General features: G+C 69.1%; 23 protein-coding genes and 4 pseudogenes. 20 read left to right on the forward strand and 7 right to left on the reverse strand.

Annotated elements, in window-relative coordinates; all coding sequences use genetic code 11:
• The first annotated feature begins 1477 nt into the window (after nucleotides 1-1477).
• The 5 genes from ACYF6T_RS37915 to ACYF6T_RS37935 all read left to right on the forward strand — a co-directional run bounded on the left by ACYF6T_RS37915 (nucleotide 1478) and on the right by ACYF6T_RS37935 (nucleotide 7865).
• Nucleotides 1478-3907 carry an ATP-binding SpoIIE family protein phosphatase gene (locus ACYF6T_RS37915; RefSeq protein WP_461702363.1) on the forward strand — a complete coding sequence of 810 codons (2430 nt, stop codon included), beginning with the start codon at nucleotides 1478-1480 and terminating at the stop codon, nucleotides 3905-3907.
• 1 nt (nucleotide 3908) lies between these two features.
• A complete protein-coding gene (locus ACYF6T_RS37920; RefSeq protein WP_461702364.1) occupies nucleotides 3909-4844 on the forward strand; it encodes a LacI family DNA-binding transcriptional regulator in 936 nt (311 codons plus the stop codon).
• A 44-nt stretch (nucleotides 4845-4888) separates the two neighbouring features.
• Nucleotides 4889-6124 carry a sugar ABC transporter substrate-binding protein gene (locus ACYF6T_RS37925; protein WP_461702365.1) on the forward strand — a complete coding sequence of 412 codons (1236 nt, stop codon included), beginning with the start codon at nucleotides 4889-4891 and terminating at the stop codon, nucleotides 6122-6124.
• A gap of 62 nt (nucleotides 6125-6186) precedes the next feature.
• Nucleotides 6187-7041 (forward strand): carbohydrate ABC transporter permease, encoded by an 855-nt coding sequence (locus tag ACYF6T_RS37930; protein WP_461702366.1) that lies wholly within the window; start codon nucleotides 6187-6189, stop codon nucleotides 7039-7041.
• Entirely contained in the window at nucleotides 7038-7865 is an 828-nt protein-coding gene (locus ACYF6T_RS37935) for a carbohydrate ABC transporter permease (protein WP_461702367.1), read from the forward strand. Before ACYF6T_RS37930 ends, ACYF6T_RS37935 begins: the two co-directional genes overlap by 4 nt.
• A gap of 495 nt (nucleotides 7866-8360) precedes the next feature.
• Here ACYF6T_RS37935 and xynC read toward each other — a convergent pair whose 3' ends face one another.
• Nucleotides 8361-9629, reverse strand: a complete 1269-nt coding sequence (gene xynC, locus ACYF6T_RS37940) for a glucuronoarabinoxylan endo-1,4-beta-xylanase XynC (protein ID WP_461702368.1) — start codon at nucleotides 9627-9629, stop codon at nucleotides 8361-8363.
• 823 nt (nucleotides 9630-10452) lie between these two features.
• Here xynC and ACYF6T_RS37945 point away from each other — a divergent pair.
• Nucleotides 10453-10731, forward strand: coding sequence for a hypothetical protein (locus tag ACYF6T_RS37945; RefSeq protein ID WP_461702369.1), 279 nt, complete (start codon nucleotides 10453-10455; stop codon nucleotides 10729-10731).
• Nucleotides 10732-10894: 163 nt separating this feature from the next.
• On the opposite strand, the gene ACYF6T_RS37950 is transcribed toward ACYF6T_RS37945, so the two are convergent.
• Together ACYF6T_RS37950 and ACYF6T_RS37955 are read right to left on the reverse strand one after the other, a co-directional pair.
• Nucleotides 10895-11095 carry a hypothetical protein gene (locus tag ACYF6T_RS37950; RefSeq protein WP_461702371.1) on the reverse strand — a complete coding sequence of 67 codons (201 nt, stop codon included), beginning with the start codon at nucleotides 11093-11095 and terminating at the stop codon, nucleotides 10895-10897.
• 247 nt (nucleotides 11096-11342) lie between these two features.
• Nucleotides 11343-12122: an oxidoreductase gene (locus ACYF6T_RS37955; RefSeq protein ID WP_461702372.1), complete on the reverse strand. Its 780-nt coding sequence runs from the start codon at nucleotides 12120-12122 to the stop codon at nucleotides 11343-11345.
• Between the two features lie 78 nt (nucleotides 12123-12200).
• Here ACYF6T_RS37955 and ACYF6T_RS37960 point away from each other — a divergent pair, with 78 nt between their 5' ends.
• The gene (locus ACYF6T_RS37960) at nucleotides 12201-12797 is read left to right on the forward strand and encodes a TetR/AcrR family transcriptional regulator (protein ID WP_461702373.1); all 597 of its coding nucleotides are present in this window, start codon (nucleotides 12201-12203) and stop codon (nucleotides 12795-12797) included.
• A 193-nt stretch (nucleotides 12798-12990) separates the two neighbouring features.
• The gene (locus ACYF6T_RS37965) at nucleotides 12991-13581 is read left to right on the forward strand and encodes a hypothetical protein (protein WP_461702375.1); all 591 of its coding nucleotides are present in this window, start codon (nucleotides 12991-12993) and stop codon (nucleotides 13579-13581) included.
• Here ACYF6T_RS37965 and ACYF6T_RS37970 read toward each other — a convergent pair.
• The 3 genes from ACYF6T_RS37970 to ACYF6T_RS37980 form a co-directional block, all read right to left on the reverse strand.
• Nucleotides 13506-13946 (reverse strand): transposase, encoded by a 441-nt coding sequence (locus ACYF6T_RS37970; protein WP_461702392.1) that lies wholly within the window; start codon nucleotides 13944-13946, stop codon nucleotides 13506-13508. The two genes, ACYF6T_RS37965 and ACYF6T_RS37970, sit on opposite strands and share 76 nt — an antisense overlap.
• Nucleotides 13835-14161: a transposase gene (locus ACYF6T_RS37975; RefSeq protein WP_461702393.1), complete on the reverse strand. Its 327-nt coding sequence runs from the start codon at nucleotides 14159-14161 to the stop codon at nucleotides 13835-13837. The genes ACYF6T_RS37970 and ACYF6T_RS37975 overlap by 112 nt, the downstream gene beginning before the upstream one ends.
• A 412-nt stretch (nucleotides 14162-14573) precedes the next feature.
• A complete protein-coding gene (locus tag ACYF6T_RS37980; protein ID WP_461702376.1) occupies nucleotides 14574-16097 on the reverse strand; it encodes a glycosyltransferase family 39 protein in 1524 nt (507 codons plus the stop codon).
• Nucleotides 16098-16229: 132 nt separating this feature from the next.
• Here ACYF6T_RS37980 and ACYF6T_RS37985 point away from each other — a divergent pair, with 132 nt between their 5' ends.
• The 12 genes and pseudogenes from ACYF6T_RS37985 (at nucleotide 16230) to ACYF6T_RS38040 (ending at nucleotide 24342) form a co-directional block, all read left to right on the forward strand.
• Entirely contained in the window at nucleotides 16230-16910 is a 681-nt protein-coding gene (locus ACYF6T_RS37985) for a response regulator transcription factor (RefSeq protein WP_461702377.1), read from the forward strand.
• Nucleotides 16897-18393, forward strand: a complete 1497-nt coding sequence (locus tag ACYF6T_RS37990) for a sensor histidine kinase (protein WP_461702379.1) — start codon at nucleotides 16897-16899, stop codon at nucleotides 18391-18393. Before ACYF6T_RS37985 ends, ACYF6T_RS37990 begins: the two co-directional genes overlap by 14 nt.
• Before the next feature lie 249 nt (nucleotides 18394-18642).
• Nucleotides 18643-18981 (forward strand): annotated as a pseudogene (locus ACYF6T_RS37995) (aldo/keto reductase); the annotation flags it as partial.
• Nucleotides 18972-19334: pseudogene (locus tag ACYF6T_RS38000) on the forward strand (heterodisulfide reductase-related iron-sulfur binding cluster); the annotation flags it as partial. The pseudogenes ACYF6T_RS37995 and ACYF6T_RS38000, both read left to right, overlap by 10 nt.
• Before the next feature lie 70 nt (nucleotides 19335-19404).
• Complete coding sequence (locus ACYF6T_RS38005) at nucleotides 19405-19716, forward strand: LUD domain-containing protein (protein WP_461702381.1); 312 nt, start codon at nucleotides 19405-19407, stop codon at nucleotides 19714-19716.
• Nucleotides 19717-19938: 222 nt separating this feature from the next.
• Nucleotides 19939-20712: pseudogene (locus ACYF6T_RS38010) on the forward strand (glycoside hydrolase family 30 protein); the annotation flags it as partial.
• Nucleotides 20713-20783: 71 nt separating this feature from the next.
• Nucleotides 20784-21017 (forward strand): annotated as a pseudogene (locus ACYF6T_RS38015) (integrase core domain-containing protein); the annotation flags it as partial.
• Nucleotides 20986-21363 carry a hypothetical protein gene (locus tag ACYF6T_RS38020; protein ID WP_461702394.1) on the forward strand — a complete coding sequence of 126 codons (378 nt, stop codon included), beginning with the start codon at nucleotides 20986-20988 and terminating at the stop codon, nucleotides 21361-21363. The pseudogene ACYF6T_RS38015 and the gene ACYF6T_RS38020, both read left to right, overlap by 32 nt.
• Complete coding sequence (locus tag ACYF6T_RS38025; protein ID WP_461702383.1) at nucleotides 21360-21713, forward strand: hypothetical protein; 354 nt, start codon at nucleotides 21360-21362, stop codon at nucleotides 21711-21713. The genes ACYF6T_RS38020 and ACYF6T_RS38025 overlap by 4 nt, the downstream gene beginning before the upstream one ends.
• Before the next feature lie 63 nt (nucleotides 21714-21776).
• Entirely contained in the window at nucleotides 21777-22622 is an 846-nt protein-coding gene (locus ACYF6T_RS38030) for an RICIN domain-containing protein (protein ID WP_461702385.1), read from the forward strand.
• A 221-nt stretch (nucleotides 22623-22843) separates the two neighbouring features.
• A complete protein-coding gene (locus tag ACYF6T_RS38035; RefSeq protein ID WP_461702396.1) occupies nucleotides 22844-23746 on the forward strand; it encodes an RICIN domain-containing protein in 903 nt (300 codons plus the stop codon).
• Nucleotides 23677-24342, forward strand: coding sequence for an SGNH/GDSL hydrolase family protein (locus tag ACYF6T_RS38040; RefSeq protein ID WP_461702387.1), 666 nt, complete (start codon nucleotides 23677-23679; stop codon nucleotides 24340-24342). The genes ACYF6T_RS38035 and ACYF6T_RS38040 overlap by 70 nt, the downstream gene beginning before the upstream one ends.
• Nucleotides 24343-24366: 24 nt before the next feature.
• Here ACYF6T_RS38040 and ACYF6T_RS38045 read toward each other — a convergent pair whose 3' ends face one another.
• Nucleotides 24367-26130: a cellulase family glycosylhydrolase gene (locus ACYF6T_RS38045; RefSeq protein ID WP_461702389.1), complete on the reverse strand. Its 1764-nt coding sequence runs from the start codon at nucleotides 26128-26130 to the stop codon at nucleotides 24367-24369.
• Between the last annotated feature and the right edge of the window lie 185 nt (nucleotides 26131-26315).

Consider the following 26315-nt stretch of genomic DNA (forward strand, 5'->3'; position numbering starts at 1 on the left):
CGGGCGACCGCGCCGACCACCTCGTCGCCGCCGTCCGTCACGCCCTCGACGACCAGTGCTGAAAGCGCGGAAAACACTGTCCCCATAAGGGAGTTGATATCCACCACAAGATCATGTTCAAGGGCGGCTACTCCACGTCACCACCGACCACGGGCCAGACCCAGACGTTCGGTGTAACTCCCGATCATGGAAGATGCGTCGATGACCAGTGAGAACGTGTCCGAGTCCGAGGGTGCCGAGTCCGCAAGCGCGGTGTCGGAGAAGACGGTTGACGGTCTGCTGTGTGTGGGGTGGTTCGGTATGGAGCAAGGCGAGTTTGTCCAGGGTGCCGCCTGTTGGGCAGGGTTCGGGCGGAGAAGGGAGCATCGGATGCGGGCTTCTGTGAACTTGCGCTCGTGAGTTGATCGAGTAAGGAGCGCCCGTGTTCGCGGTTGAGTTCGTGGTAGCCGCGAAAGTCGAAGAAGCGCAGGCCGTCGATCACCGCTCCAGACATGATGTCCGGCAGGGTCCATGGGTGGGTGGTGTAGTCGTCCGTTGCCACGCCTTCATGCTCAAGCAGCAGCCCGATCATTCGGTGAACCTCTGCGGTGCCGTCGATCCGCCCAGAGATGTCGATCTGCACCGCCCAAGTGGGGGGATGTCCGATGGCCGCAGTCCATCTCGGCATGCGCCAGCACCGACACCCAGCTGCGCATCCCTCCGCGTCCCCAGGAGCCCGCTCCAAGGCGGCGATGGCCAGCGTGACGGCGTCGGTGACCAGCAGCGCCGTCCGCAGGCGATCGCTGCTCAGTGGTCGCACCCGGCCGGCTCGGCCGCCGTACGGCAACGGCCCGTGAGGTCGTACGCCTCAAGAATCTCCATGATCTCCTTTTTGCTCTCCACACCGTCCAAGACAAACAGGCTGTGTGGTCTGGACGGGCAAGAGGGATCACGCCTCCATCAGCGGGGACATCCCGTGTCCGCCTGCGGAGAACCGATCAGACCGCCTGCAGGGAGCTTTGCATTTGCGCCGCCAATGAGCGGGTGACAAAGGACCGCACGACGAGTAGCGGGTGTGCCACGCCTACGGTCGGTGGAGTGACAGCCCTGGTGGGGGAGTCGCTCGAACCAAGCCGTACTCGACTGGCGTCCGGACTGCGGCCAGTGCCTTGTCGGACAGCTTCTGGCCGTGCGTCAGGGTGGTTACGGCGGCCTTGTAACCGGTGATCACCGCCGCGACAGCGTCCGCTGTCGTCGAGGCCGACGAAGCCCAGATCGGTGATGGCGCCGAGGCCGGCCGCCCGCAGTTTCGCGGGAGCTGGTCGTGACGGCAGGCGGAGAGCCGGCCAGTGGGCGGGGCGGAATCTCGCGAGGGCGGGATGCTTATGGGAGGAGTTCGTGGCCGTTGCGCGGGGCCTGTTCGATCCGACTTGTCCGATGTCTTTGGGGCGCGCACGCTGGTCTCTGAGGACTCTCACCGCGTGAAGAGAGCGCAGGAATGGCCACTTTCGATCAGGAGACCGGTCACTGTGGGTGGTCAACTGAGGCCGCAACGGTCATCGTCGGTGTGAACGGCTTGGTCACCGGCTGGAGCGAGGGGGCTCGACGGCTGCTCGGCCACCGGGCGCCGGAGGTCGTGGGGCGTGCCGCGACCGATCTTCTCCTCGACCGGACGGCACCCGGTATCCCCGGCGTCACCCTCGCCGACTCGCAGGAATGGAGCGGTACGGCGGTACTACGACACCGGGACGGACACGGCGTCGAGGCGACGCTGCACGCTCAGCCGACACTCGGTGGTGACGGCACGCCCCAGGGATTCGTCGTGATCCTCACCACCGGCACCGCACGCTCGGAGCGTGAGCTGCGCATGCTGGAGTGGGCGTTCTCCCAGGCCCCGATCGCGCTCTCCTTCCACACCACGGCGTCCGGCGCGGCGCGGCTCAATCCCGCCACGCGCATCGCGGGGCGACTCTCCGGGGCCGGGGCCGGGGACGACGGGCACGCGGCCGCCCCGGCCGATGACGACTTCCTCCAGTGCGTCCGCACGGTCGCCGAGCAGGCCGTCCCCATGCGCTACGAGACCTTCGCCCCCGAGCCGCCCTCCGCTGCCGCCTCCGCCCGGCAGCGGTCCTCGGTCATCGAGCTGTGGCCGGTGTGGGATCCCGGCACCGGCGAGGTCGTCGGCGTGGGCACCGCCGCGTTCGACAGCACCGACCAGCACGCCGCCCGCCAGCGGCTGGCCCTGCTCCAGGAGGCGGGCGCCAGCATCGGCACCACCTTGAACGTGTCCCGCACCGCGCAGGAACTGGCCGATCTCGCCGTCTCCCGGCTCGCCGACTTCGTCAGCGTGGACCTGCTCGACTCGGTGCTGCGCGGCGAGGAGCCGGAACCCGGCCCGGTCGACGCGGCCGTGGTCCTGCGCCGGGTCGCCCACCAGTCCCGCGCCGAGGGAGTGCCGGAGGCCGCCATCGATCTGGGCGGGAGGGACACCTACCCCCCGTTCTCCGCCCCCGCCCGCTGTCTGGCCACCGGCCGCCCGGTGCTCACCGGGGCGGACGACCCCGACTTCGTCCGCTGGATCGCCGGGCACGACAGGCGCACGGCCGCCGTCGAGGAGTACGGCTTCCACTCCCTCATGGCCACTCCGTTGCGCGCCCGCGGCAGCACCCTCGGCGTCGCGGTCTTTGTGCGCGGGACGGGCTCCCCGCCCTTCGAGCCGGACGACCTGATCCTGGCCAGGGAACTTGCCGGCCGGGCCGCAGTCGGTGTCGACAACGCCCGCCGCTACACCCGCGAGCGCACCACAGCCCTCACCCTCCAGCGCAGTCTGCTGCCCCGGGAGCTGCCCAAGCAGGCCGCTGTCGAGGTGGCCCACCGCTATCTGCCGGCCGGCACGGGCGCGGGTGTCGGCGGTGACTGGTTCGACGTCGTCCCGCTGTCCGGCACCCGCGTCGCACTGGTCGTGGGGGACGTCGTCGGACACGGCGTCCACGCCTCCGCCACCATGGGCCGGCTGCGCACCGCGGTGCGCACCCTCGCCGACGTCGACCTGCCCCCGGACGAGCTCCTCACCCACCTCGACGACCTGGTCATCCACCTCTCCACGGACCGGGACGACGAGAGCGTCCCGGACGAGCCCTACCTCGTCACCGGCGAGATCGGCGCGACCTGTCTCTACGCCGTCTACGACCCCGTCTCCCGTATCTGCACCCTCGCCAGCGCCGGCCACGTTCCGCCCGTCGTCGTGCTGCCCGACGGTACGGCCAGCGTGGTCGCGCTCAGCCCCGGTCCGCTCCTGGGCGTGGGTGGGCTGCCCTTCGAGTGCACCGAGGTGGAGCTGCCCGAGGGCAGCCTGCTCGCCTTCTGCACCGACGGGCTGATCGAGACACGCGACGGTGACATCGGCGTCGGGCTGGAACGGCTCTGCCAGGTCCTGACGAGCCCGCTGCCGTCACTGGAGGTCATCTGCGACACCGTCCTGAACGCCCTGCTGCCCCAGACGCCCTCTGACGACGTCGCCCTGCTCCTGGCGCGCACCCGCGCCCTGCACGCCGACCAGGTCGCCGCCTGGTCCCTGCCGGGCGACCCGGCGATCGTGGCCGACGCCCGCGCCCAGGCATCCCGCCAGCTGGCCGCCTGGGGGCTGGAGGAAGCCGCGTTCGTCACCGAGCTGGTAGTCAGCGAGCTGGTCACCAACGCCATCCGTTACGGGGCCGTACCCATCGGACTGCGCCTGATCCGGGACCGGACCTTGATCTGCGAGGTGTCCGACGCCAGCAACACCGCCCCCCATCTGCGCCGGGCCCGCACGTATGACGAGGGCGGGCGTGGGCTGCACATGGTCGCCCAGCTCACCCAGGGCTGGGGCACCCGCCAGAGCGCCGAGGGCAAGACCATCTGGGCCGAACAACCCCTCCCGGCCGGCTGACATGGCAGAGCGCAGCAACACCCCCGGCGCCGGCGACGGCACCCGCACGCTCGGCCTGCTCTACCCGCCGGCCGGCCGCAACCGCGAGTACACGGCCATGCAGCTCGCCTTCGTCGGCGGGGCCGCCGAGTCGGCCGCCCGGCACGGCTACGACTTGCTGCTCTCGCCCGACGGCTCGCACGAGACCCCCTCGTTCCTGCGGATGGTCACCGACCGGCGGGTGGACGGCGTGATCGTCATGGAGATCCGCCGGGAGGACGACCGGGTCGAGTACCTGGCCGAGACGGGCTTTCCCTACGTCACCATCGGCCGCAACCGCCGCGCCGACGAGACCGGCTGGGTCGACCTGGACTTCGCCGGCCTGGCCGCCCGCTGTGTCCAGCACCTCGCGGACCTCGGCCACACCAGGATCGCCTTCGTCAACCGTTCCGAGCAGCTGTTCAGCAGCGGCTACGGCTTCGCCCGGCTCGGCGACGAAGGCTACACCGAGGCGATGAAGAAGCTGCTGCTCACCCCCCGCGCCTACGTGTGCGGCGACGACCTCGCCTCGGGGGAGGAGGTCGTGGAGCGCATCCTGCGGGACGACCCGGCGACCACCTCCCTGGTCACCCAGAACGAGGCCGCGCTGGAGGGCATCTACCGCGGGCTGATCCGGCACGGCCGCCGCGTCCCGCGCGACTTCTCGGTCGTCGGCGTGGCCGCCAGCCCCTGGGCCGAACAGGTGAACCCGCCGCTGACCGCCGCCGAGATACCCGCCAAGGAGATGACCCGGGTCGCTGTCGACCTGATGATGCGGCGCCTGCACTCACCCGACACACCCGCCCGCCACGTCCTGCTGAGACCCCTGATCACCCTGCGGGCAAGCACGGGCCGCTGCCAACCGGCGCCCGGCTCGGAACCCGAGCCCGAATTCCCCGATTTCGACATCGATTTCTGATACGCCGGTCTCCGCACCCCGATGGCCCACCCCAGGAGCAGCACATGTCGTACCCCGTCGACCGCCGCGGCTTCCTGCGCACCGCGGGCGCCACCGCCGCCCTCGGCCTCGGTGGCGCCCTGAGCTCCTGCGGCTCGTCCGCCTCGGGCCCGACCACCCTGACCTGGTGGGACTATTTCACCCTGGACAACTTCCAGCCCGGAATGAGACGCCTGATCAGCGACATCGAGGCCGGAGTCCCACACGTGAAGATTCATCGGCGGACCTTCCCGTTCGCCGAGCTCGATCGTCAGCTCGCCCTGGCGGCGATCTCCGGCGACCTGCCCGACATCGCCATCGTCGACAACGTCGCCATGAACACCCTCGGTGGCAACAACCTGCTCGCCGACCTCACGAGCCGGGTCGAGAAGTGGGGCCAGGCCGGCCACTACTTCAAGGGCCCCTGGGGCGGCTGCCAGGTCGGCGGAAAGACCCTTGGCATCCCCAACAACAGCAACTGCCTCGCCCTGTACTACAACACCCGGATGCTGAAGACCGCCGGAGTCGGGCCCCCCACCACCTGGGACGAGCTGGCCTCCGTCGCCCACCGGCTGACCAGCGGGGACCGCTACGGCCTGGCCCTGAGCGCCATCAAGACCGAGGAAGGCGTCTTCCAGTTCCTGCCGTTCCTGTGGCAGGCGGGCGGCGACCTGAACACCTTCGCCACTGACGGCGCCACCGCCCTGTCCTTCCTCCATGACCTGATCGCCAAGGGGTCCCTGTCCGAGCAGTGCGTGGGCTGGACGCAGCAGGACGCCAACACCCGCTTCCTCAACCAGCGCGCCGCCATGCAGATCAACGGCCCCTGGCAGATCCCCACCCTGAAGAAGGCGAACTTCGACTGGAACGTCGTCGCCCTGCCCCGCGACAAGGCCGCCGCCTCCTGCCTGGGCGGGGAGAACTGGGTGGTCATGGCGAGCAGCAAACACATCGACAAGGCCTGGGAGGTCCTCAAGTACACTCAGCGCCCGTCGGTGCTGGTGCCCTACCTGCTGTCCTTCGGCGACCTCCCCTCCCGCAAGGACCTCGCCGGCCAGGGCATCTGGGCGTCCGACCCGGCCCTGCGCCTCTTCCTCAGCCAGCTGGGCGTGGCCCGTCCCCGTCAGTACGGCCGCCACTACGCCGACGCCTCCCAGGCCGTCGCCGAGGCGGAGCAGGCCGTGCTCACCGGGTCCGCCTCCTCGACCGATGCCGCACGCACGGCTGCCGCCAAGATCGACAAAGCGCTGGGCAACAAATGAAAGCCGGCCCCTCTCCGTCCGCACGCCGTCGCCGCGCCGGCTACCTGTTCTGCCTGCCAGGGATGACCTTCCTCGCGTTCTTCCTGGCCTACCCGCTCTGCTACAACGTCTGGACATCCGTCCACGACGTCGAACTGGGCCAACTCCTCGGCGGCCACCAGCGGTTCAACGGCCTGGAAAACTACCGGGCCGTTCTCGACGACCCCGCCTTCTGGCACTCCGCACGCCTGTCACTGCTGTTCACCCTGGGCTCGCTGCTGCTGCAGTTCACGATCGGCTTCGCCCTCGCCCTGCTCTTCGCCCACCCCTTCCCCCTGGGCGGCCTGCTGCGCTCGCTGCTGCTGGTGGCCTGGCTGCTGCCCCCGGTGGTCAGCGGCACCCTCTTCCGCTGGATGCTGGACGCGGAATCGGGCGCGTACAACGCCCTGCTCGGCGCCGTCGGCCTGGGCACCCTCTCGCACGACTGGCTCACCGACCCCTCCACCTCCCTGGCCGGGGTGGTCTTCGCCAACGTCTGGGTGGGCGTGCCCTTCAACATGCTGCTGCTCCTGGTCGGCCTGCACACCATCGACCCCCAACTGCACGAGGCCGCCGCCCTCGACGGCGCCGGCGCCTGGCAGCGCTTCCGCCACATCACTCTCCCGCTGATGCGGCCGGTCTCGGTGACGGTCCTCCTCCTCGGCCTCGTCTACACCTTCAAGGTCTTCGACATCGTCTTCGTGATGACGGGCGGCGGCCCCGTCGACGCGAGCCGCGTGCTCTCCCTCTACGTCTACGAGGTCTTCTTCACCTCCTTCCGCTTCGGCGAGGGCGCCGCGGCCGGTCTTCTCCTGCTCGTCGTGCCGCTGCTCGCGGGCGTGTGGTACGTACGACGGCTGCGGCGCGAGGAAGAGACACCGGCCGGAGGCACGGTATGAAACGGCCCCGCCACCCCTGGCTGCTCACCGCGATCGCCACCGCCGTCACCGCGGCCTTCCTGCTGCCGGTGTACTGGATGGCGAAGACCAGCCTCACGCGCCCCGACCGTATCCTGGCCCCGACCCCGCAGTGGGCACCCGCCCCGGTCACCGGCCGGAACTACACGCAGGCACTGGGCTACACGGGACTGACCAGGGCCCTGCTCAACAGCCTGGTCATCTCCTGCGGAGTGGTGGCGCTCACCCTGCTCCTCGGCGTCCCGCTCGCCTACGCGCTCGCCCGCGTGCGGATGCGGGGTTCGGGAACGATGGTGCTCGCGCTGCTGGTCGCCCAGTTGCCGCCCGCCATCGTGCTGGCGGCACCGCTGTTCATCCTCGAACGCCGGGCCGGGCTCACCGACACCTACGTGGGCCTGATCGCCGCCGACACGACCCTCACCCTGCCCTTCACAGTGATCGTGCTGCGGCCCGTACTGCGCACCGTGCCACCGGAGTTGGAGGAAGCCGCCCAGATCGACGGCTGCGGCCTGCCGGGCGTACTGCTGCGCGTGGTCCTGCCGCTCATGGTGCCCGGCGTGGTCGCGGCGGCCGCACTGTCGTTCCTGATCGGCTGGGGGGAGTTCCTGTTCGGGCTCACGCTCGCCGGGGGACCCGACGTCCAGCCCGTCACCGTCCTGCTCAACTCCTTCGTCGGGCAGCACGGGACCTCGTGGGGTGCCCTGATGGCCACCGCCACCCTCATCAGCCTCCCCGTGGTCTGCGTCTTCGCCGTCTTCCAGCGCTTCATCGTCGGCGGTCTCACCGCGGGCAGCGTCAGGGGCTGACGCGTCATGTCCTGCCTGCACCCCCGCGCCTACCAGACCTTCGTGGCGCCGCCCGCGCCGCCGGACCGACGGCCCCCTGGCTGTCACCCCCTCCCCGTCCCGGAACCGCCGTTGTCCTGCACCTCGGACAGAGGTGCAGGACAACGCTCGATGTCCGAAGACGGGAGCATGTGGGGCGGTAGTTGACATGGCCGACCGATCGAAACCGCATCAACGCTCAGAACTCCCCAGCGACCCGACCGTCGACCGCGCGGCCGCAATGGCTACCGTCCACTGCCTGCTCAATCCAGGCGGAGGCTCCGCCGCCAACGTCGACCGGACCTTCGCGGTGAAACGCCTCCGCACAACCGCTGCACAGCACCTGAAAGTTGCGAGTTCAGGCGGGGCGTCCGTCGACCTCAGGTACATCTCGCTTCGGCAGCCGCCACCCTGGCCTGACAGCACCCCGCCGTCCGGGCCCCTCGGTACCCGGGCGGCGCAGTGTGGGTGCGAGCCTTACCCGGTCACGAACGTGGCCAGGCTCTGCGCGGGCAACTGCGCGGTGAAAGAGCCGTTCGACACACTGATCCTGCTCTGTGACGCGAGGGTCCTGCTGGCGTCCGTCAGCCACCAAGACACGCCGGACGAGGCGTTGTTCTGCAGGACGAACTGCTGACTCACCTGCGAGGTCCCCTTGTTGACGGCGACGATGACCACCTGGGAGCCGCTCCCCTTGTACGCCGAGACGTAGACGTTTGACTGCGGATTCGCGGTCACGGCGATCCGCACGTGCCCTGGACGGACGTACTTCGAGAAGTGCGCCATAGCGGCACCGCGTTTGCTGATCCGCCCGTCCTCGCGCATGGGCCCGTAGCTGCGCCGGATGTACCACCACACGTACGCCTGGAACTCCGCATCCACCATCGCGCGGTGGACGTGTTCCCCCACGTCCAGAGCCTGCGGCCAAAGGTCGGCCGAATCGCTGCTGTTGGGGTAGTAGACCTCGGTCATCCACAGCTCCTTGCCCGCGCCCTTCTGCTTGAAGAGGGGGTAGGGGAAGTCCTGGAACGAGGTGCCGTAGAGGTGCGCCCCGAGAATGTCGAGGTTGGCGAGGGCCGCGGGGTCGTTGAGGATCGGGTCGGAGAAGCTCTTGACGTACTGGAAGGACTCCGGAGCAATGACCTTGGTGGTGATCGAGCCGGCGTTCTCCCGCAGGAACCTGGTCATCTCGGTCGGAGTCCACCAGGTCCAGTCGTATGCGTAGTCGGGCTCGTTCTGCACGGAGATGGCGTACAAGTTCACGCCGTTGCTCCGCATGAAGGTGACGAAATCGTTGAGGTGCTGCGCGTAGGCGCCGTACATGTCGTACCGGAGGCGCTTCGCGTCGGTCTGCTGGCCGTGAACGAAGGTCTCCACCATCTGAGCGGGGGGATTCCAGGGCGAGGCGAAGACCGTGGCCCCGAGCTCGATCGCCCGCTTCGCCGTCGCGACCTCACGGCTCCAGTTCGCCTTGTCCTCCGAGACGAAGATTCTCAGCATGGAGAAGCCGAGCTGTCCTTCGCCGTTGCCGAATGCCGTCTCGCGCTGGGCAGCTGTCAGGTCGCCGATCCACAGCGGATGGTTCATGCCTCCGAATCCCCGGATCGTCTGCCGGGTCGCCGAAGGGTCGATGGTGACGGCGGCTGCCAGGGACGCGGCGCGAGGCGCTCCCACTGCCGGTGCCGCGGCCGCGAGGACCGGCAGGGCGCTCATGGTCGCCAGGACGGCCCGGCGACTGAGAAGCATCGGACCTGTGTTGCCGGACTCGCTACGGTGCGACGACATTGCTCCTCCATCTGGACGTGACGCTGATGTGGGCTTCCTCGTCTGTGCTTCGTTGCTCCGACGTCATTCCACTTGCGTGACCCCCGGCTGGGCGTCGCAGACCATGCGTCACCGACATGGGCAGCTAGCACCTCGCCGGGGGTGTCCGCCCAGCACCGAAACTTTCGAGACACGACTTGATGAGGCACGCCTAGGAGCGAGGTGCAACGGATTCGCGGAGGCGGACTGCAGTGCAATCTGACTAAATCTGACGTGCCGGATGTAGTGGGAGCGCTCCCTCCTTCGTCGAATATTTCGATGCTGTAACCGATCGTGGGCGGTGTAGGGACCGTAGGATCACCACCTTCCGGCGTCAAGGCTTCGGGAACCCTTGGCCCGTCCGCCGAGCACAGCGCCATCGTCGAGCGGCCCGCCCGGGGGCCGACAGGTTCCGCTTCCCGCTATTGGCCTATCCGTCCTTGCCGCTCGTTGGCCGCAGCATCTGGTGGGGCAGGGGATGAGCTTGGCTCGGCAGCGTGCTGTTCCGAAGAACCAGAACAACCCGGTTTACCTGGTGCTACCGGTTCCTGGCCCTTTGCTGGGCCCCGGGCGCCCACCCGGCGTGATACCGGCCGGGACGAGGGAGACGCTCGTGGGTGAGTGCACTACGGCCGGGTAGGAAGGCCAGCGGCATCGCGTGACGTGTGCGGTTGTGGCGGGCTCAGTCGCGGCCGCCGCGTACTGGGGGTGGGCAGGGGCGTCCGGAAATTCGGGCTTCCAGGATGCTGACGGCCGCCCGGCTCCTGTGGAAGCCCAGGCCGACGGCCCGGACTCCATGTGGGAGCTCTACCACGCCGCCCTCCGCCTGCGCCGGGAGCACCCCGCCCTCGGCGATGGCCCCCTGACCTGGCTGGACGACACCCGCACTGGAGTCCTCGTCTTCCACCGCAAAGCTGGCTTCCTGTGCGTGGTCAGCCTCTCGAACGAGCCGTACCAACTGCTCGAACACTTCGACCCTGGTGACCAGCGGTCCCGTCGAAGACAACCGACTGCCCCGGACCAGGCAGCCTGGCTCACCCTGTAGCGAGCCACACGCCGAAAGCCCCGGGGCCGCCAATGTGCCGCCCGGCTCCGGGCCGCGACCGATCGCATCAGCCTTGCCCGACACTCGGCTCCCGTCGGACGCACGCCGGACTTCTGCCGGGGTGGCTTGGGTATCCCCGCGGAAGCCGAGCGGCAGTGAGTGGTCAGTCGGTCCCGCGTTCCTGCCCCGTGCCGGGGTCCAGCAGTCGGCGGATGCGCTTGTACTCTTCGGCCATCTCCGGGGTGGCGAGGATGTCGTCGAGGTTGGCGGTGACCTTGTGGTCGATGTCCTCGATGGAACGGATAGCGAGTTCGTAGAACTCGCCGCGTCGGTTCTTCTCCAGGTAGCTGTGCCAGTGCTCCAACGCTTGGATGGCGGTGAGGACTCCGGCGTCCCGACCATCCTCGACCAGGATGCCGTCATAGATCGTTGCCAGCGCGTCGTGCAGCTCGGCGGCGCTGTTCGTCAGGACTGTTTGCGCAGGCGTTGGTCAGTGTCGCCCGGGCCCCAAGCCCCGCCCCGGTCAGCAGCCGGGAGGGGGCTCGACGCGGCGCGGCAGGCGCGCCGCGCCGCGCCGTTGCCACAGCCGGCCGAATAGGGCGACTGTGGGGCTAGAAGGTGGGGAGTTCGCCGCCGTCGACGACGAGGTTCACTCCGGTGATCCACTGGGCGCGGTCGGAGGCGAGGTAGGCGACGGCTTCGGCGACGTCGCGCGGGTCTCCCGGTCGGCCGAGGGGGACGGCTGAGGTCGTTGCTTGCAGGGGAACGCCCAGGGCGTCGGCGAAGGTCTGGCGGACCGCGTCGGCGCCGGGGGTGAGGACGTTGCCGGGCATGATGGTGGCGACGCGGATTCCGGCCGGGGCGAGCTCGGCGGCGAGCGCTTTGCCGTAGGCGTTGAGCGCGGCCTTGGCGGCGGCGTAATGGGCCAACGGTGGCGCCGGCAGAACGGCCGACCCGGAGGAGATGTTGACCACGACGCTGCCGGCACCGGAGGCGCGCAGCGCCGGCAGCAGCGCACCGGTGACCCGCACGGTGGACAGGTAGTTGACGTCGAGGGCATCGATCCACTCCTCGTCGGGGATCGAGCCGATCCCGCCGAGGTGGGTGCGGGCGGCGCCGGCGTTGTTGACCACGATGTCGACGCCGCCGAGGGCCTCGAGCGCGGTGGTGGTCACGGTCTGCACGCCGTCCGGCGTGCTGACGTCGCCCGGGAGGAAGGTCGCGGCCTGCGGCGTCTGGTCGGTGGCGCTGCGTGCGATGGCGACGACGGTCGCACCGCCGTCGAGCAGCCGCTGCGCGATGGCGGCGCCGATGCCGCGGGAGCCGCCGGTGACGATCGCGCGCTTGCCGGCGAACTCGGTGGGATCGGGAGAGGCAGGAGTTTTGAACATGCGGTCCACAATACATGTTCTGGACCGAACGTCCAGAACGTTTTGGAACTTCCGTTCAAAACCGCGTATCCTGGAGACATGGGGCGCCCACGAAAGTTCGATGAACACGAAGTGCTGGTCGCCGTGCGCCGACAGTTCAACGAAACCGGCTACCACGGCACCTCGGTCGATGACCTCTCCCGCGTGACAGGACTCAGCAAAGGCAGCCTCTACGGCGCCTTCGGCGACAAAGAGGCCCTGTTCCGGCGAGTTTTCGAGGAGTACTGCGAAAGCTCCGACCAGAGCGCCGCGGCTCGAGTCGAAGGCCCACAGGAACAGGCGCTCGACCGCTTGCGCGCCTGGCTTACCGCGCCGGAGGGCTGCCCCGACCGGCGCGGCTGCCTGCTGGCCAAGACCACCGCCGAGCTGGCGTGGGAGGACGAGGCCATCGCGGCCCGATCGCTTGCGGCCTACCAAACGCTGCTCGAGAGCTGCCGCCTGCTCGTCGAGCAGGCACAGCGCGCCGGACAGATCGATCCGGCCGCCGACCCGACGGCACTCGGCGGGCTCGTCCTTGCTACGCATCGCGGACTCGAGGCCCTACTCAAGGCGGGGATGGACACGACGACGCTGAACCGCATCGCTGACGCGGCGATCGACAGCATCACGCTCAACCCCACGCGCACTCGCGCCTAAGATGCCCTCCGCTTTCCGAACGTGATCGCTTGGTTCGGGACGGGTGGGCATAACTCTCTTTCGGGGCGGGAGAGATGGACGTGGTTGGTCCGCTCGTCTGGCTCGTGGAGGTCGTTGGTGGCGTCGGCGCTCGGTCTGCTGGAGGCCAGGGAGAAGAGGGTCCGGGAGGAGATCGCGGAAGGAGGCCGAGCGGGTGCAGGCCGCGCTCAGCGAGGCCGAAGCCGTGCTTCAGCGCCTGGTGGATGCCCTGGTGACGGTGACCGAGGTGCCGGCCGGTCCGCCTTCGGTGATGGCGGAGCCGCCGGGCACGGCGGTGCCCGGTTCGATGGTGCCCCGGCGGGAGACGGGCATGGCGGCGACCGCCCTCGCGCCGGACTACCAGCGGATCCTGGCGGTGCTGGAGTCGGAAGCGGGCCGGGAGGGCATGCGCTGCCAGCAACTGGCCCTCGCGCTGGGACTGGAGGTCATCCCGGCGAAGGTCGAGGGACTGCGATCGAGGCGAAACGCCTGGCGGAACGAGGGTGGGCACTCCAGGTGCGGCCAGGAGTATTCATCGCTTCCTCGGTGTAGGCCCTCTGACGCAGGCCGGCCGGCGTCCGGCCAGGCGACCGATCATGAGCATGGTCATCGACCACAGCACCATGGCCTCGTGCATGGCCGGCAGCGTCTCGTAGCCGCGCACCAGGCGACGCGAGCGCATCAGCCAGCTCAGGGTGCGCTCACCACCCACCTGCGCGGCAGCACCACGAACCCCGTCACGTCATCAGGCCGTTTGACGATCTGAAGGGTGAGCGGGAGTTTCTCGCGGGCCCAGCCGACCAGGCTCCCGGCGTATCCGCCGTCCGCCCGGACGAGACCGACGGAGAAGTACTGGCGTCGTAGCCGCTCGAGCAGAGGCACGGCGGCGTCGCGGTCCTGCACGCTCGCCGCACTCACCGGCACGGCCAGAACCAGGCCGAGGCAGTCCACCACCAGGTGACGCTTGCGGCTGCCCACCTTCTTCCCGCCGTCCCAGCCGGACGTCGACCGCGGGATGTTCACCGCCGCCCGCACCGACTGGGAGTCCACGATCGCGGCCGTCGGGTCCACCGTTCGGCCCTCCTTCTCCCGGACGCGGTCGCGCAGCCGGTCGTTAAGTTCAGCGAGCAACCCCGTGACCTGCCAGCGGCAGGCGAAGGCATGCACGCGCCGATACGGCGGAAAGTCCGCGGGAGGTTGGCCCACTTCACGCCGTTGTCCACGACATAGCGCACCGCGTCGAGCATCACGCGGTGGCAATAGCCCTCCGGCCGCCCGCCCCGCTCCTCCAGCCAGGCCGGAACAAGCAGCAGTGGCCGCACGACCCGCCACTCCGCCTCCGTCATGTCGCAGCCATAACTCGCGCTGCGGTCCGGCCCGTCCGCCGCGTTGCCGAACCTGTGCGCGAGGCAGTCAGACGACGGTGGCACCGAGTTGGACTCCACGCACGCGGACGCGAAAGACTGCGGCAACAGGGCCTCCTGGTACTCGGTTGGGATCGCACCCCCGAACTACCAAGAGGCCCTGCTGCCATGCCTCGACTCTCACACCATCACCCGATCAGCAACCCTGTTCGACCAGCCCAGCCCCGTGATCGATAAGCGGATAGCGTCTCATGCCAGCACCGCTGACCAGGATGGATTCAGGCTATACAGGGCGGCATGCCCCACGCGGTTTGGCGGCCCACCGCCAAGCCGCGCCACGGTCGGCGGCACCAACCCGGTGGTGTCGGCCGGGCCGGTACCGGCTGCGGTCACCTCAGCGCCCCACCACTCGCCCCCGGCCTGCTGGATCCAGGACGGCCTTCGGAGACGGGCCGTGGTCTCGGACATAGACGGTGACTCGCGCCCCGTTGACATGGGTTGTTCCGTACTCGCGGAAGTAGCGCCGCAGGGTGCTTGTTTTCGCTTCCTCCTGCGGGTCGGCCGGCGAGTGCGCACCCTCGGCGCTGACCACGACGATCCGGTCGAAGTCCAGCATGCGTGCCGCTATGTCCCGGGCGGGAAGCTCGATACCCGCCAGTGTGTCCGACGAAACGGGATCCTGCGCCAGGGCGAGATCGGTCAGGAGTCGGGTGTCCTCGGGGTACGCCGCGGTCAAGATCCGGTGCTGGCCCGCGAGGTAGAGCAGCCCGTCGCCCGGACGGCCTTCCTCGCCGACGGCGGCGCCGATGGCGGTGGCGTCATTGCTCCGGCTCTGGGGCGTTCGCAGCGAAAGACTCGGCTGGACGAGCGCGGCCAGTGCCGCGACCGCCGCGATCCACACGATGCGGGAAGACGGCCGCCGCCGGTGGAAACGGTCCATCCAGGCGCCCAGCAGCAAGGCGATCCCGATATTGCTGAACAGCACGTACCGGTCGACGAAAAGTGGCTTGACCAGTGAGGCGATCAGCAGCAGAAGGCCCGGAAGCACAAGAATCGGCACAGCCAGCGCGGCAAGCCGCACGGGCCCCCTCCCCGCCAGGGGCGCTCGGGCGCACGCCACGCCCACGACCGCCGCAACCAGGAAATAGCGAAGCCGCACCGGTGCGCCGATCCAGGACACCTGCTCCGACTGCCCCGCACTACAGATCGCCAGCGGCAGCAGTCCACCCACCACGCCCGCGGCAGCCACACTCCACGCCCTCAGCACCGGCCGTGGAACACGGGAGACGACCAGTGTGACGCCGTGTGCGACCAGGGCGAGGACCGCGAACTCATGCAGCAGACAGGCCAGCAGCATGGTGGAGCCGTAGACCGCCCACCGCCACCGGGCTCGCTGCGGGACGCTGACCACGAGCAGATAGGTGGCCCAGGTGACCAGGGCACAAACCATGGCGTACGAGCGGCCTTCCTGCGCGTACTTCTGCACCTGGGGTAGGAGCGGGAACACCAGCCCGGCCAGCAGCCCGGCACGCGGCCCCGCCAGGCGCAGCCCCAAGAGCCCGACTCCGCTTGCCGCCGCGGACATGGCCAGCACGGACGGCAGCCGCAGCGTCAGCAGTCCCCTGCCGAAGAGACCGAAGATCTCGTGCATCACGGTGTAGTACAGGGCATGGACCAGATCGACGCGCTGGGCGGTGTGCCATATCTGCGAAAGGTCGCGGTGCGCGAGCTGATAGGTGACGGACTCGTCCCCCCACATGGTGTTCTGCCGGCGGATGCCCCAGAGCCCCACAGCGATGGCCAGCATCAAGGGCGCGACGACGACAACGGATCGGGCCGGGCCCGGTGAGGGGTGCAGGACCGGTGCGCGAGGGGAGAGCGTCCTGGCGACGGCGAGGGCGCGTTCATCAACGGACATCGGCGGCAGGACCTTTCAGCAGCGGCGAAGAGAACTCCTCCGCCAGCGTGCCGAGACCCCGTTGACCGGTTGCTGATCCAACCTGACCGGCCGATCAGGAAACCGGGCCGGCGCTGTGCCAGGCTGCACCCCATGCGCATCCTGGTGATCGAAGACGAGGCGGACCTCGCCCACACCCTGCACACCGGGCTGACCGCCGAGGGCTACAGCGTCGACCTCGCCCACGACGGGCGACAGGGACTGTGGATGGCCCGGACCGGCGAATACGCCCTCGTCGTACTGGACTTGATGCTGCCCGGACTCAACGGCTACAAGGTCTGCTCCCAGTTGCGTCGGGAGGGCAACGCGACCCCCATCCTGGTCCTCACCGCCAAGGACGGGGACTGGGACCAGGCCGAGGCCCTGGACACAGGGGCTGACGACTACCTGGCCAAGCCCTTTTCCTACACGGTGCTCGTCGCACGGCTGCGGGCCCTGGTCAGACGCGCCGCCACGATCGCCCCGCCCGTCCTCGCCGTGGGCGATCTCTCGTTGGACGTCGCCGGCCGGGTCTGCCGCCGGGCCGGGACCCGGGTGGATCTCACACCCCGGGAGTTCGCCGTGCTGGAACTGCTGGCCCGCCGGGCGGGCCAGGCGGTGTCCAAGACGGATCTGCTCTATCACGCGTGGCCCGACGAGGCCGAGGACCCCAACCTGGTGGAAGCGCGCGTCAGTTCCCTTCGCAAGAAGGTGGACGCCGCGTTCGGCCGGCAGTCTCTGCAGACCGTGCGGGGCACCGGCTACCGACTGGTGGATGACCGTGAACGCGACTGAGTGGCGACGGCGCTGGTGGCCGCGTTCGGTACGAGCCCGCACGGCCCTGGCGGCCGCCCTGGCCGCCGCCGTTGTCCTGGTCGGCATCGGCTGGTGGATGCACCAGGAGGTCTACCGCCAGAGCATGTCCATCGCCGAACAACGTGCCGAACGGAACCTCGCCGCTCTCGTCGATCAACTGCGGGACGGTTCGGTTCCCGGTCCCAGAAGCGCCGCGCCGTACGAAGTCGTCGCGACCGGCCGACGCACCGCCGTCGCCACCGGCGGAGCCATGCAGGACTTCGACCCCCGCCACCGCCATGTCCTGCCTGCCCCACCCGCGCTCTCCACCCCGACACCACATGACGGTGACGGCTTCGGTTATACGATGCGGCCCCTGCGCATACCGGAGCGCCGCGACTACAAACCCCAGTACGGATACGACCTGGCCGGCAAGACCTACACGGTCCTGTACAACGACATCTGGGCCGGTGAACTGGGCAAGGACAAGGCCGCTGCCCTGGGCGTCACCGTGGACGCCACGCTGCGGGCCTATGTGCTGGTGCTCCCGGACACCGCGGAGGAGATCGCCGGCACCACCGACGACTTGCTGCTGCGGGCCGGTCTCGTAGGCCTTGTGCTGATCGCCGCCATCGCCTACGTCACCGTCCGCATCGCACTGCGGCCGGTCGAGGCCATCCGTGTCCTCACCGCCTCGGTCACGCCGAGCGATCCGCGCCAACGCGTCACCGTCCCCGCCACGGGACACGAGATCACCGCCCTGGCCACCACCATCAACACCACCCTCCAGCGTCTCGACGACGCCGCCGCCCAGCAGCGCCGCTTCGTCGCGGACGCCGCCCACGAACTGCGCAGCCCCCTCACCACCCTGCTGGCCAGCCTGGAGGTCGCGCTCGCCTACCCGGACCGCACGGACTGGCCCGCCACGGCCACCACCGCCGCACGGCAGACCCGCCGTCTCCAGGCACTCGCCGAAGACCTCCTGCTCCTCGCCCGCCTCGACACCCGCGCCCCGGCAGCGGACCCCGAAACCGTCGACCTGACCGCCCTGGGCGCTCGGCTGACCGAGCAATACCCGCTCGGTGAAAGGCCGTTGACTTTCACCTGCGACGGCACCACACCCGCACTCGTCCACGGGAACCACGACGAACTCGAACGGCTGCTGCGCAACCTCCTCGACAACGCCGCCCGGCACGCCGCACACCGCATCCAGATCACCGTCCGGAACGAGGACGACCGGGTCGTCCTCACGGTGCACGACGACGGACCGGGCGTGCCGCCCAAGGACGCCGAGCGCATCTTCGAACGCTTCGTCCGGCTCGACGACGCCCGCTCCCGCGATCGGGGCGGCACCGGCCTGGGGCTCGCCATCGCCCGCGACCTGGCCCACCGCCACCAAGGCACCCTCACCCTCACCCCCCGGACCCTCGGAGCATGCTTCCAACTACGCCTCCCCCGAGCCCCCACTCCAGCCGAGAAATGACGCGCTTCACCCCGGGAGCCCGTCGGAACCGGAAGACCACCAGATGACCACGCCCACCGCCCCCGCCGCAGAGACGATCAGACGGTCAAACGTGCTGAGTCGATCAAGGAACACCAAGCCCGCCGAGCATAAACGCCAAGCTGAGCAGTTCCTGGGCGCTGCCTCGTCAGCGTTGCATTTTCGGGAGGTGTTAGTTCGGGCCATAGGACCGAACCCGAACAACGCCTGAGCCGCTACTCCTGGAGTGAATCCGGACTGCTGACGGACCCCAGCCCCGGAGCGACGTACGACTACGCACCCACCCCGCGCCCGGTCCTGGACCGCGCCCTGCGACTGAAAAGTGTCACCGAACGCAACGGCGTCCCGCTGCGCGCCGCCGCCCTGCACTACCCCTTCGGCCACTCGGAGGTCGCGAGCGTCCTGACCGGCGCGCGCAGCGCCGACGAGGTGCGCGACACAGTGGAGCAGCTACGGCACCCGCTCCCGACAGCCATGTGGGACGACCTGCGCGCCGAGGGACTGCTCACCCCGGACAGCCCGACCCCCACCGCCCAGGCAGCGTCGACCGGGAACCAGGCATGCACATAGCGCGGTTCCCGGACACCGGCAAGGCGGTCACCGCACTGCTCGAACGCTGGGCCGCACCGTGGAGTTCCCCCAGGCTCAGACGTGCTGCGGCCAGGTGCACTGCAACACAGGCTACCGGCCCGACTCCCTGCCGGCGGTGCGCCGCTTCGCGGAGGCCTTCGCGGGCTAAGATGCCGTCGTCGCGGGCATGGTACGCGACGACCACGGGGTCATCGCCGCCCGGTACGGGGACAGGCGTCCTCGGCGTCACCTACGTCGGCGCCTACTTCCCGCGCCGCGTGACCTACCACCCGACCTGCCACTCGCTGCGCATGCTGCGCGTCGGCGACCGCCCCCCGCGGCGGCTGCGTGCGGGTCGCCGGGTGACCCGCTGGACCGCCACCCGGGACACCCGCACCAAGCGCGGGAGTCACTGTGCGCGTGGTGGCCGCACGAAGGCCGTGGACACCACAGCAGACGGTACGACGGTACTCGGGCCCGGATGTCGTCGCGCTCTTCGGTGAACGCACCGCCGAATACGGCGCCATGGTGGTCCGCCTTCCGGCCGCCCGGGCTGCTGCCACGCACCGGAGCACGCTCGCTGGTCCCGCCGACGCCGTGGTCGCCACCAGCGCCACGGCTATCGCCCTCACCGGCACCGTCATCCTCGACCACGGCTCCGGCCAGGGGCGCCGAGTCCTGACGCTGCTCCTGGACCAGCACATCCGCGTGGTCCGCGCGGACTGCTCACTTTGACATAGGTGGGATGTATCGTCAGGTGCGAGTCCGGTGAGCCAGCGCCCGTCCTGCTCGCTCGTCCCGAAGCCCGCCCGACGCCGATCAACCGCTCACCGGTGCGTCAGAACCATTGACGCCGAACAGAGTCGCACATACCTTCAAGCGTCGAAGCGCTGAAACAGCGTCCGGGTGACGGATCAAACGATCCGGTGAATGCGATAACTGCCCAGCTCGGTTCACATGTTGACTTTGTCCGTCCACCGAGTTGCCCCTCACCCTTCCTCAACGGATCCATCATCCTCCAACAAGCCAGGAGAACAGGATGCTGATCCACAGACACCCGCCCGCCGGGTGGGGAATCCGTCACCGGGAGCCTGTGCCGCCACATCGCTCCGCAGCTATACATCGGATCTTTTCCGCGGTGTGTGCACTCGTCTTCGCAATGATGGGATCCCTGCTCGTCGCCGCCCCGGCCCAGGCGACGACGTCGATCACCCTCGACGGCACCTCGTCCGGCCGCACCTACGAGGCGTCGGCGCCATCAGCGGTGGCGGCAGGAACAGCAGACTCCTGATCGACTACCCCGAGCCGCAGCGCAGCCAGATCCTGGACTACCTCTTCAAGCCCGGCTACGGAGCCGCCCTTCAGATCCTCAAGGCGGAGATAGGCGGCGACACCAACTCCACCAGCGGGGCCGAGCCGAGCCACCAGCACACACGCGGCGACCTCAATTGCAACAGAGGCTACGAGTGGTGGCTGATGGAGCAGGCCGTAGCCCGCAATCCGAACATCAAGCTCTACGGCCTGGCCTGGGGCGCGCCGGGCTGGATCGGCAACGGCAACTTCTGGTCCGACGACATGACCAACTACCTGCTCTCCTTGCTCGGTTGCGCCAAGACGCACGGGCTGACCATCAGCTATCTCGGCGGCTGGAACGAACGCGGCTACAGCGCCTCCTGGTACAAGGGCCTGCGGTCCGCACTGAACAGCAACGGCTACTCCATGATCAAGATCGTGGGGGCCGACGGCGGCTGGGGGATCGTCGACGACATGGTGAAGGACTCCTCCTTCGCCGCGACCTGGGCATCAGCCCGCGCTGGACGCGGCCCTGGCGGCCTCAGACGAACGGCAAGGTCGAACGCTTCCACCGCACCCTGCTCGACGAGTGGGCCTACCAGCGGCCCTACACCTCAGAAGCCGAACGCCAGGCGGCGTTTCCCGACTGGCTGGACTGGTACAACTACCACCGACCCCACACCGGCCTCGGCGGTCAACCCCCAGCCAGTCGTGTCACCAACCTGCCCGGACAGCACACCTAGCACCCCCAACGCCCTGGCCACCGGTAGCCAGTTGTGGGCCAGCGAGAACGGCTCGCAGGACTACAACGACGGCGCCGCGGCGATGGCCCGCGCCAACAACCGTGACTACATCGACGGCAAGATGACGGCGACCATCAACTGGCCCGTGGTGGCGGCCATGACGCCCAACCTCCCCTGGCCGACGGCCGGCCTGGTCGTCGCCGACCAGCCGTGGTCCGGCGCGTACTCCCTGGGACAGAGCCTGTGGGTCACCGCCCAGACCACCCAGTTCACCGCACCCGGCTGGCGCTACCTCGACCGCTCCACCGGATACATCGGCGGCAGCGCCTCCACGGCAGCCACGTGACTTTGAAGTCGGCCAACAACAGCGACTACAGCACCGTCATCCAGACCACTCAGGCCTCGTCCGCGCAGACACTCACCTTCTCGGTGACCGGCGGACTGTCCACCGGGGCCGTGCACGTCTGGTCGACCAACGTCAACTCGACCGACTCGGCGACTGGCATGGTGCACGCCACCGACATCACACCTTCCGGGGGCACCTACTCGCTCACCGTCCAGCCCGGATACGTCTACACCGTCACCACGACGACAGGGCAGGGCAAGGGCACCGCTGTCAGCCCCGTCAAGGGCTCCCTCACACTGTCGTACGCCGACTCCTACGACAGCTACGCCACCGGCCGTGAGGCCAAGTAACTCCAGGACCAGCAGGGCGCGTACGAGGTCGTCGGCTGCGGAGGGGGGCGTGGCGGACAGTGCGTGCGCCAGATGTCGGCACAGGCGCCGATCACCTGGGCCCCGCTGTCGCACCCCTACGCTCTCGTCGGTGACGTGGGTTGGAAGGACTACCAGGTCTCCAGCGGCGTCCTGCTGGAGAGCGCGGGCTACACGGAACTCATCGGCCGTGCGACCTGGCAGCACTCCTTCGGGCCGGAGGGCCTGGACGCCTACTACCTGCGGGTCAGCGACACCGGTGCCTGGTCCATTCAGCGCAACAACACCGACGACACCTTCGTGACGCTGGCCAGCGGTACGGTCACCGCTCTGGGCACCAACTCCTGGAACAACCTGAGGCTGGGCTTCTACGGCGACACGATCTCGGCGTGGATCGACGGTGTGAAGGCGGGGTCGGTCCACGGCAGCACCTACTCCGCGGGGCAGGCCGGCATCGGCAACAGCCAGGGAGAGACGGGACAGTTCGACAACCTGTCGATCGGGTCGACCACGAAGGTCGTCAGCGCCGGCTCCGGCCGCTGCCTGGACGTGCCGGGCCTCAACGAGAGCAACGGCACCCCGACGGAGATCTGGGACTGCAACGCCGGCGTCAACCAGCAGTGGACCCTGACCTCGGCCAGGGAACTGCGGGTGTACGGCGACAAGTGCCTGGACGCGACGGGCCACGGCACCTACAACGGCACGCCCGTGGAGATCTGGTCCTGCAACGGCGGCGGCGACCAGCAGTGGACCCTCAACGCGAACGGCACCATTGTCGGCGTCGAGTCCGGCCTCTGCCTCGACGCGGTCGACGGACGCACCGCCAACGGCACCGGGCTTCAGCTCTACACGTGCGGCACCGGTGCCAACCAGCAGTGGACGCGCAGCTGATCCGCCCCCCCCAGCTGCCGGGACCGTGTCACCACGGCCCCGGGTTCGATGTCCACCCCGACGCAGAGGAGCAGGACCACATGAACCAAGGGCTCATGAGAGGGGCTCGGAACAGAGCGGCCGCCATGGCAGCCGTGGCTCTCGCACTTCTGGGGCTGTCGCTCGTACCGGTGGCGGCGGCCACCGCCGCCACCGGACCGCAGGACGGCCACGGGTAGGCGCTGACCGCGGCGCACAGCGGCAAGAACGCACAGGTCGAGTCGGCCTCGTCGGCCGACGCGGCGGACGTGGTGCAGAACGCTCCCGCTGACGACCCGAACCAGTTGTGGCAGGCCGTCGCCCAGCAAGACGGCTCGTTCTCGCTGGTGAACATCAACAGCGGCAAGTGCATGGACGTCAGGGGCGCCTCTGCCTCGGCGGGGGAGCCCGTCATCCAGTGGCCCTGCAGCGGCAGGCCCAACCAGCGCTGGACCTTCAACGGCTCGGCCATCACCTCCGTCAACAGCGGCTTGTGCCTCGACGTGTACGGCGGCTCCAGCGGTGACGACGCACCGCTCATCCAGTGGCCCTGCGGCACGGGCAAGAACCAGCAGTGGAGCCTCACCGAACGCCCTCGGGTGGGAGCTTTCGCCCCTGCCGTGACCGCCGGTGGTGACAGCTTCTCCGAGCAGGCGCTGCGCATGGTCGTCCACACCAGCGCTGCCGGTTCCGGGGTGCGGATCCGTGTGTCCAACCTGCGCAGCACCACCGCGCTGTCCGTCGGTGCGGTGGACGTCGCCGTCCGGTCCGGCGGCGCTGCCGCTGTACCCGGCACCCACCACTCGGTGACCTTCGGTGGCGTCGGTAATCCGACCGTCGGCGCCGGTGCGGAACTCACCAGCGATGTCCTCCCGATGTCTGTTCAGCTGGGCAGGACCTCCTGGCGAGCCAGTACCTGCCCGGCGCGACCGGCGCCTCCACCTTCCACCGGGACGCCTACCAGACCTCGTACGAGTCGGCAGCCGGCTCCGGCAACCACGCGGGCGAGGACACCGCCGCCAACTTCACCACCTCCATGTGGAGTTGGTACTACCTGTCCGGCGTCGACGTCGTCCCGGCCGCCGTCACCACCGGAACCGTGGTGACCTTCGGCGACTCCATCACCGACGGTTACAACACCACCTTCGACGCCAACCGGCGCTGGCCGGACCGTCTGGCCGCCCGGCTTCAGTCGGCAAGCGGCGGCCAGCGGCTCTCCGTCGTCAACGCGAGCATAGGGGGCAACATGGTGCGCTGGGACGCCGGCTGGGCACCCCAGGGACTGGCCGCCAGAACTTGGTTCGCCCATGACGCCCTCGGGCAGCCGGGCGTACCAGATGTGATCTTCATGGAGGGCATCAACGACATCAACAACGATCCCTCCCTCACCGCTGACCAGCTGATCGCCGGGTACCAGGACATCATCGCGCAGGCGCACGCGGCCGGCGTGCGGATCATCGCCGGCACCATGCTGCCGTACTCCCTGCTGAACAGCACCCAGTCCGGCATCCGGACCGCGGTGAACGACTGGATCCGCACGAGTGGCGCGTTCGACGCGGTCGTCGACTTCGACGCCGTCTTGCGGGGCCCGAACAACCCCGCCCAGGTGCTCCCCGCCTACGGCAGCGACGACCACCTGCATCCCAACGACGCCGGGATGCAGGCCATGGCCAACGCCATCGATCTGTCCGCGCTCCGGTAAGTGGCCAGGGCGAGAGCAGGCCGGTCAGGAGGCCGTCCCGGTGACCGAAGTGCCCGACTTCGTGACGTGATACGTGACGGTGGTGCCGCTCCAGAAGTGGAGGGTGAGCGTCACCGGGGCACCGTCGGTGAGCGAGCCCAGGAAGGCGGACGTCAGGACGATGGAGCCGCCCTGGTAGTCGGGCGTGAAGGAACTGTTGAACTCCTGGTAGGGAGTCCAGCTCGCCGGGCCCGCGTTGCTGCCGTCGGCGTATTTGGCCTCCATGGTCGCCAGCCGGTCGCCGCGGAACCGCGTCGGGACGGTGAGGGAGGCCGCCGTACCGGTCGCGTCCGAGAGCACCGGTGAGTCGTAGCTGATGACGCTGATCTGCCAGGGGGTGCCTCGCGAGAACCGTGCCTGCATCACAGCGTTCACCCCGTACGCCCTATCGCCGGCCAGTCGGGTGAGAGCGTCCGCCGTCAGGGTCAGCCGGTTGCCCGAGAGGGTGTAGTCCTTGCCGCCGACCAGAGGAGTGCTGCCCTTCCACAGGCCCAGGAAACCGGTCCCGTTGGGGTTCAGTGTGAGCGACTGGGCGGTGATCGGGACGGACCGAAGCACGTAGAGGGTGTCGGAGGAGGCCGTGCCCGAGCGGGTGGTCCAACTCGCCTTGATCAGGTCCATCATGCCGGGGTCCCGCCACTGAAGCGTGGTGCGGTTCAGGAAGGAGCCCGCGTCCCACAGAGCGGTGGTGACGCCGTTGCAGCGGGCCTGATGGCCGAGGTCCTCGAAGTACTTCAGCGCCTCACCCCGCTCGACGGAGTCGGTGTGCGTGTAGTCGGGATAGCTGAGCAGGCCGTACTCGCCGAGGTAGACGGAGATGCCCTTGGCGACGAACGTGTCGTGCATGCGCGTGAAGGCGTCGGCCATGTCCTTCTGCGAGGTGGCGTCGTACGTGGTGCCGCCGGCGATGTTCACGCTGAACGGCCAGTAGCCGTAGTAGTGCACGGTGGCGACCAGGTTGCCGTCGTGGAGCGAACTCATCGTGCCGGCCAGGTCGTCCATCAGGTCCTGCGAGGGCGTGGTGCCCAGCGTGGGCAGGACCAGCAGACGGTTGGCGTTCCCGCCGCCCGAGGAGCGGACGATGCCGTGGAAAGAGGTGTTCAGCTCGTTCAGGAGCTCGGACTTCTGTGTGTCCGTGGCGTTGTTGAACTGCGGCTCGTTGACGCTCTCGAACAACAGGGTGCGCGGCTCGTCCCGGAACGTAGTGGAGATCTGCGACCAGGTCGCCCTGAAGCGGGCGAGGACCTGGTCGTGGTCGGTGGGCATGTTCGCGATCCACTGCCACGAGTCGTGGTGGGCGTTGAGCACGACGTAGAGACCGTCGGCGAGCGCCCAGTCGACCACCTGCCTGACGCGGGTCATGAAGGCGGCGTCGATGGTGTACGGCGAGGCGGCGGACTGATGGTCGGTCCATGTCACCGGGATGCGGACACTGCGAAAGCCCTTGTCGCGGACGGTGTCGAACAGTGCCTTGGTGATGGGCGGGTTGCCCCAGGACGTCTCGTCCGGAATGGCGTCGAGCGTGTTCCCGACGTTCCAGCCGGGCTGCATGGCGGCGACGGCGTCCGCCGCGCCGGCCGGTACGGCGACCGCCGACCGGACCGGGTGCGTGGCGCCCGGGGCCGTGGCGAACGCGGCGCCGCCCGGCAGCCCCAGGACGACGAGCAGCGCCAGCAGCAGCGCGGCCGGCTGCCAGGAACTTCGTATGTGCCGGTGCACGCTCTGTCTCGTGTTCCCGGTGTCCTTCACGTGTCGTCCTTCCGGTTGGCGAGTCGATGCGGACGAACTATCGAAGCGCTTCACATCGCGGCGAAGGTAGCGGTGCACCGCGTTCGGGACAAGGCTCCGGAAGCGAATTCGCGTTCGCCGTTCGGAGGATTTGCGTGCCCCAAGCCGACAGTAGGCCCAACGGCGTCGATGCGCTTCGACAGATC

This window comes from Streptomyces sp. 7R007, from assembly GCF_054850255.1.

What these genes read in the sequence shown, in the direction of transcription:
- ACYF6T_RS37920 (WP_461702364.1), top strand. Translation starts at nt 3,909, where the DNA reads ATGGCAGAGCGCAGCAACACCCCCGGCGCCGGCGACGGCACCCGCACG.
- ACYF6T_RS37935 (WP_461702367.1), top strand. Translation starts at nt 7,038, where the DNA reads ATGAAACGGCCCCGCCACCCCTGGCTGCTCACCGCGATCGCCACCGCC.
- ACYF6T_RS37960 (WP_461702373.1), top strand. Translation starts at nt 12,201, where the DNA reads ATGGGGCGCCCACGAAAGTTCGATGAACACGAAGTGCTGGTCGCCGTG.
- ACYF6T_RS37930 (WP_461702366.1), top strand. Translation starts at nt 6,187, where the DNA reads ATGACCTTCCTCGCGTTCTTCCTGGCCTACCCGCTCTGCTACAACGTC.
- ACYF6T_RS37975 (WP_461702393.1), bottom strand. Translation starts at nt 14,161, where the DNA reads ATGACGGAGGCGGAGTGGCGGGTCGTGCGGCCACTGCTGCTTGTTCCG.
- ACYF6T_RS37915 (WP_461702363.1), top strand. Translation starts at nt 1,478, where the DNA reads ATGGCCACTTTCGATCAGGAGACCGGTCACTGTGGGTGGTCAACTGAG.
- xynC (WP_461702368.1), bottom strand. Translation starts at nt 9,629, where the DNA reads ATGCTTCTCAGTCGCCGGGCCGTCCTGGCGACCATGAGCGCCCTGCCG.
- ACYF6T_RS37925 (WP_461702365.1), top strand. Translation starts at nt 4,889, where the DNA reads ATGTCGTACCCCGTCGACCGCCGCGGCTTCCTGCGCACCGCGGGCGCC.
- ACYF6T_RS37985 (WP_461702377.1), top strand. Translation starts at nt 16,230, where the DNA reads ATGCGCATCCTGGTGATCGAAGACGAGGCGGACCTCGCCCACACCCTG.
- ACYF6T_RS38040 (WP_461702387.1), top strand. Translation starts at nt 23,677, where the DNA reads ATGTGGAGTTGGTACTACCTGTCCGGCGTCGACGTCGTCCCGGCCGCC.
- ACYF6T_RS37980 (WP_461702376.1), bottom strand. Translation starts at nt 16,097, where the DNA reads ATGTCCGTTGATGAACGCGCCCTCGCCGTCGCCAGGACGCTCTCCCCT.
- ACYF6T_RS37955 (WP_461702372.1), bottom strand. Translation starts at nt 12,122, where the DNA reads ATGTTCAAAACTCCTGCCTCTCCCGATCCCACCGAGTTCGCCGGCAAG.